1 protein-coding gene and 1 pseudogene are annotated in these 1423 nt (G+C 33.0%); both read right to left on the bottom strand.

Going from position 1 to position 1423, the window contains the following annotated elements; genetic code table 11:
* Nucleotides 1-489: 489 nt before the first annotated feature.
* Nucleotides 490-942: a hypothetical protein gene (locus tag ACFIK2_RS00010; RefSeq protein WP_375676742.1), complete on the bottom strand. Its 453-nt coding sequence runs from the start codon at nt 940-942 to the stop codon at nt 490-492.
* Nucleotides 929-1220 (bottom strand): annotated as a pseudogene (locus tag ACFIK2_RS00005) (hypothetical protein). The gene ACFIK2_RS00010 and the pseudogene ACFIK2_RS00005 overlap by 14 nt, the downstream one beginning before the upstream one ends.
* Nucleotides 1221-1423: the final 203 nt, after the last annotated feature.

Below are 1423 nucleotides of genomic sequence, written 5' to 3'. Positions count from 1 at the left end.
TTCTTCAGATTCAATATAGCCACCAAGTTGACCAGCTTTAACATCACCAAAATCTCTTAACGCCTTAATGCGATAAAGTTTTTTACCCTCACGAAGAATTGTTTGATTGGTGAGTTGATATTTTTTTACAGAATTCTGCATAATAATTACCTCGTATTTTAACATTTTGATTGACACCCTATAAGGGCGCCGGGCGCTCAAAACACGGATACGAGACCGTCGTTACACTTTCCCCTATGAAGGGTATTGTATAGTATAACCACACCCGGCAAAATCGTTATATGCCAATAAGAGCACAAAAGAAAGCCAGTATATTTTAGAAACATAGGAAGAGGTCGTTTCGTAACCTATCCGCTCGTATTACAGTGTTTTGAGCACTTGCCAACCTTAATAAACGACCTTTTCTTTAAAGTCAATACGTATTTTTTATTTTTTTCAATTTTTTTCATTTTGATACCTACATAATTGAATATCAAGTGCTTTTAAATTTTACTTTTGGTTTTTAGTATAAAAATGTAGTGCGTAAATGGACATGTTTATTAAACTGCGTGTATGCAACATGAGAAAGAATGAATAAACTAAAAAAAAGTACCAAAAAACGATATCTAAATACCAAAATACAGTATAACTATTTGGAAAAATTAAAACGACAAGTGCTAAACTTATTAGCTTTAAAAGTCTGTGCATATAATGTTGTAAATCACGTGTTAATGTCTTCCAACCTGTTGTATCATCATCTTTATATTTTGGATTGTTCTGCAACTCAAAAGGAATATGAGAATTGCATAAAATTACAAAAATATTTGTTATTATTATCAAACCAAAAGATGCAAATATCAAAATACCTTGGATAAAATAGGGATTTTTTTTAATTCCTAAAAAGCATAAAAATATAAAAATTATAATACCAAACAAGGCTCTTAGCTGCTTATCTGTAAACATATTTATTTCCTGCGGTTTTTGATAATTTTTTGATCTCTTTATTGATCTCATCTATAAGAGGTTCGTAATTGAGAACGCTTTTCGGAATACCACCCCCATATATCCACGCTTTCACTTGCGCCTTGGTACTGTAATCAACTNTCATATTCTCTTGTACCATCATCATATTCGTAAAGATTGTAAAAATACTCTGCTACCCCTAATCCCCATGGGGCATGCCCCACCGCCGTTGCAACGAACTTTTTTCCCCCCTTCTGTTTACGTTTTTTTAAAAACATCTGGTTTAATATCCCCTAATCTAAATCCATAACTTTACCAATGGGTTTATTTGCCTCAAAATGGACTGTACAGAAGCGTTTTTAATTTCAATGTGGTTTTTATCACAAAATCTTTAAATCGCTCTGTACGGTGCCTTTTTGTCGATTTAAACACATGCCTAATCGTAAAATGATCAGCACTTTTCACTAGTTTGCTGTGGACC

Origin of the sequence: Bartonella sp. AP88XZML (assembly GCF_042195565.1) — a bacterium.
GTDB lineage: Bacteria > Pseudomonadota > Alphaproteobacteria > Rhizobiales > Rhizobiaceae > Bartonella.
The sequence above is the reverse complement of the archived record's forward strand: the minus strand, read 5'-3'. Positions and strand labels throughout refer to the sequence as shown.